The organism is Streptomyces boncukensis (assembly GCF_011045075.1).
GTDB classification, from domain to species: Bacteria; Actinomycetota; Actinomycetes; order Streptomycetales; family Streptomycetaceae; genus Streptomyces; species Streptomyces boncukensis.
Window position 1 is genome coordinate 1 of sequence record NZ_JAAKZZ010000521.1, and the last position, 4,901, is coordinate 4,901.

General features: G+C 70.6%; 1 protein-coding gene. It reads right to left on the bottom strand.

Features of this window, described 5'->3' with window-relative positions; genetic code table 11:
- A partial coding sequence (locus tag G5C65_RS31120) for a non-ribosomal peptide synthetase (RefSeq protein WP_165302390.1) occupies positions 1 to 4,901 on the bottom strand: 4,901 nt, incomplete at both ends.

A 4,901-nucleotide genomic window follows, 5' to 3' on the forward strand; every position in this document is an offset into this window, starting at 1 on the left:
CCACGAGAGGCGGTGCGGCGTCGCTCAGCATGAGCGCCAGACGCTCGGCGGGGTACTCGGGGTCCAGGGGCAGATAGCAGCCGCCGGCCTTGAGGATGGCCAGCACCGCCACCACCTGCTCCACCGAGCGGGGCAGAGCCAGCCCGACCACCGCGTCCTGCCCCACACCGCGGGCGATCAGCAGGCGGGCGAGCCGGTTCACCCGTCCGTCCAGCTCCCGATAGGTCAGCCGCCGGTCGCCGCCGACCACCGCGAGCCGGTCCGGTCCCGCAGCGACGTGCTCGGTGAACACCTCCGCCATGGTGCGCTGCACGGGCGGCGCCGCCGTGTCGTTGAAGCCCCGCAGCACCAGCTCGCGCTCCTCGGCCGTGAGCAGGTCCACCGACCCGATCCGCCGGCGGGGATCGGCGGTGAGCTCGCGGAGCACACAGACGTACCGGTCCGCCATCCCGCGGACCGTGGTGGCGTCGAAGAGGTCGGTGGCGTACTCCACCGAACCCAGGACGTCGCCGCGCGCGGGCTCCTCCATCAGGTTGAAGGTGAGATCGAACTTCGACGCCTGGCTGCGTACCCATTCGAGCTCGACGTCCACGCCGGGCAGCGCGAAGTCCTCCCGGCGGTTGTTCTGCCAGGCGAACATCACCTGGAACAGTGGCGCGTAGGCCGTGGACCGCTGCGGATTCAGCTCCTCCACCAGCCGTTCGAAGGGCACGTCCTGGTGGTCGTAGGCGGCCAGCGACTTGACGCGTACCTGGTCGAGCACCTCCGCGAACGTCGGATTGCCCTCCAGACGCGCCCGCAGAACCCAGGTGTTCACGAAGAACCCCACCATGTCGGTCAGGCTCTCGTCGGTACGGTTGGCGATCGGCGAACCGACCGTGATGTCGTCACCACCCCCCAGACCGTGCAACAGCACCAGCAGCGCCGACTCCAGAACCATCGAGGGCGTCGCGCCCTGCGCGCGGGCCAGCTCCTCGACACCGGCCATCAGCTCCGCGTCGAGGGCGAAGCCCACGGAGTCGCCACGGTAGCTGGCCTCCGCCGGACGGGGACGGTCGGTGGGCAGTTGGAGGGGCTGCGGGATGTCCGCCAGCTCCGCACGCCAGTACGCCACCTGGGCGGACAGCAGACTGTCCGCATCCCCCTCCTCACCCAGCAGCTCCCGCTGCCACAACGTGTAATCCACATACTGCGCAGGCAACTCCGCCCACCGCGGAGCCTGCCCCGCCAGCCGAGCGCTGTAGGCGGTAGCCAGATCACGCGCCATCGGCGCCATCGACGCACCGTCACACGCAATGTGATGCACCAACCACACCAGCACATGCTCACACTCACCCACACGCAACAGCGCCGCCCTGACCGGTATCTCAGCCGACAGATCGAACCGGTACCCGGCAAGCTCCGCAAGAGCCGCCTCCACCCCACCGGCACCCACCTCCCGCACCGGAACCTCCAGACGCACCTCCCCCACCGGCACCACCCGCTGGTACGGCACGCCCTCCCCGTCCTCACCGAACACCGTCCGCAAACTCTCATGCCGCGCCACCACATCCCGCATGGCATCGGCCAGCGCCACCGCATCCAACTCACCCCGCAACCGCATCGGGAACGGAGAGTTGTAGGTGGCCGAGGGCCCCTCGAACCGGTCGATGAACCACAGCCGACGCTGCGCGTACGACAGCGGCGCACGCTCCGGCCGCGGCTCGACACGGGTCAGCGGAGCCCGCACCCGCTCCCCCTGGCCGAGGCGTTCGGCCAGCCCGGCCACGGTCGGCGCGGCGAAGACGGTGCGGATGGCCAGCTCCACGCCGAGCGCCGCGCGGATCCGGCTGACCAGGCGGGTGGCGAGGAGGGAGTGGCCGCCCAGGTCGAAGAAGCTGTCGTCGATCCCGACGTCGTCGACGCCGAGCACCCCGGCGAAGACCCCGGCCAGGACCTCCTCCTGAGCGGTGCGGGGCGTGCGGTAGGGCTTGGCGCTGGTGAACTCGGGTTCCGGCAGCGCCCGGTGGTCCACCTTGCCGCTCGGGCCCAGCGGGATGGACGGCACGGGGACGAACGCGGAGGGCACCATGTGGTCCGGCAGCCGCGCCGCGGCGAAGGAGTGCAGTTCGGCGGGCTCCGGTCCGCTCTCCGCTTCGGTGGGGACCGTGTAGGCGATGAGCTGCTTGCCGAACTCCGCGCTGTCGCGGGCGACCACCACGGCCTGCGCGACGGCGTCGTGCCGGGTGAGGGCCGCCTCGACCTCGCCGGGTTCGATGCGGAAGCCGCGGATCTTCACCTGGCTGTCGGCCCGGCCGTGGTAGACCAGGCTGCCCTCCGCCGTCCAGCTGGCGATGTCGCCGGTGCGGTACATGCGCTCGCCGGGTGTGCCGAAGGGACAGGCCACGAAGCGTTCGGCGGTCAGGTCGAAGCGGCCCAGGTAGCCGCGGGCCAGGCGGTCCCCCGCGATGTACAGCTCTCCGGGCATCCCCGGCAGGACCGGGCGGAGCGCGGAGTCCAGGAGGTAGATCTGAGTGCTGTCCATCGGCCGGCCGATCGCGCCGAGCGGGCCGATCTCCTCGGCCGTCGTGACCGAGTGGAACGTACTGGCCATCGTCGCCTCGGTCGGCCCGTAGCCGTTGATCACACGGGTGTCCGGGCAGCTGGCGAGAATCCTCTCGAAGGCGGAGTACGGCTGGATCTCGCCGCCGGTCAACGTCTCGCGCAGGCCGGCGAGGGCTTCCGGCATCTCCTCCGCGATCACCCGGAACATACCCGAGGAGGACATCACGGAGGTGAGCCGATGCTCGCTCACCAGGCGCGCGAGTGTGGCGGCGTCCACACGTCCGGGCGGCGCCACGTACAGCGTGCCGCCGTTCATGAGGGGGAACCACTGCTCATAGGTGTTGGAGTCGAATGCCTGCGCGCACTGGGTCAGCACGCGCTCGTACGCGCCGTCGCCGTACCCGCTCTCCGAGGCGAGCCGGACGACGCCGCGCTGGGTGACGCCGACGCCCTTGGGCCTGCCGGTGGAGCCGGAGGTGTACATCACATACGCCAGCTGGTCCGGATGCGTTGCGGTCACCACCGGCTCGGCCGACTCCCGGGCCAGCGCCGCCTCGGTCTCCGGCTCGTCCAGCACGAGGGCCGGGCAGACGCCCTCCGGGACGCTCGCCGCGTTCTCGGTGTCCGTCACCACGAGAGGCGGTGCGGCGTCGCTCAGCATGAGCGCCAGACGCTCGGCGGGGTACTCGGGGTCCAGGGGCAGATAGCAGCCGCCGGCCTTGAGGATGGCCAGCACCGCCACCACCTGCTCCACCGAACGGGGCAGAGCAACCCCCACCGCCGCCTCCCGGCCCACACCACGGGCAGCCAGCAGCCGGGCGAGCCGGTTCGCACGCCCGTCCAGCTCCGCGTACGTCAGCTCCTCCTCGCCGCCCACCAGCGCCACCGCGTCAGGCGCAGCCGCCACATGCCGCGCGAACAGGTCCGGGATCGTCACCTCAGGGGTCTCGACGGCGGTGTCGTTGAATCCGTACAGCACGAGCTCCCGCTCGTCCGGCTCGCTGATCTCCACGGCGCCGAGGTGCTGCCGCGGGTCGGCGGTGAACCGTCCGACGAGGCGGGTGAACCGGGCCGCGAGCCGCTGAACGGTGTCGCGGTCGAACAGGTCCGTGGCGTACTCAAGGTGGCCGACGACGCCCTCGCCGGGCTCCTCGACCAGGTTGAAGAACAGGTCGTACTTCGCCGATCGGCTGTGCAGCCATTCGAGCTCGACGTCCACGCCGGGCAGTGCGAAGTCCTCCCGGCGGTTGTTCTGCCAGGCGAACATCACCTGGAACAGCGGCGCGTAGGCCGTGGACCGCTCCGGGTTGAGCACCTCCACCAGTCGTTCGAAGGGCACGTCCTGGTGGTCGTAGGCGGCCAGCGACTTGACGCGTACCTGGTCGAGCACCTCCGCGAACGTCGGATTGCCCTCCAGACGCGCCCGCAGAACCCAGGTGTTCACGAAGAACCCCACCATGTCGGTCAGGCTCTCGTCGGTACGGTTGGCGATCGGCGAACCGACCGTGATGTCGTCACCACCCCCGAGACCGTGCAACAGCACCAGCAGCGCCGACTCCAGAACCATCGAGGATGTCGCCCCGTGCGCGCGGGCCAGCTCCTCGACACCGGCCATCAGCTCCGCGTCGAGAGTGAACTCCACGGAGTCGCCACGGTAGCTGGCCTCCGCCGGACGGGGACGGTCGGTGGGCAGTTGGAGGGGCTGCGGAATGTCCGCCAGCTCCGCACGCCAGTACGCCACCTGGGCGGACAGCAGACTGTCCGCATCCCCCTCCTCACCCAGCAGCTCCCGCTGCCACAACGTGTAATCCACATACTGCGCAGGCAACTCCGCCCACCGCGGAGCCTGCCCCGCCAGCCGAGCGCTATAGGCGGTAGCCAGATCACGCGCCATCGGCGCCATCGACGCACCGTCACACGCAATGTGATGCACCAACCACACCAGCACATGCTCACACTCACCCACACGCAACAGCACGACCTTGACCGGGATTTCGGCGGACAGGTCGAAGCGGTACGCGGCGATCTCGTCGACGGCGGAGGCGACGGCCCCGGTCTCGACGTCCACGACAGGCAGCTCCACACGGGCCTCGGGGACGGGCAGCACCCGCTGGAAGGGGACGCCGTCCTCGTCCTCGGCGAAGACGGTCCGCAGGCTCTCGTGCCGCGCCACCACGTCCCGCATGGCGTCGGCGAGCGCCGTCGCGTCCAGTTCACCCCGCAGATGCAGGGGGAACGGCGCGTTGTAGGTGGCCGAGGGCCCCTCGAACCGGTCGATGAACCACAGCCGACGCTGCGCGAAGGACAGCGGCGCACGCTCCGGCCGCGGCTCGACACGGGTCAGCGGAGCCCGCACC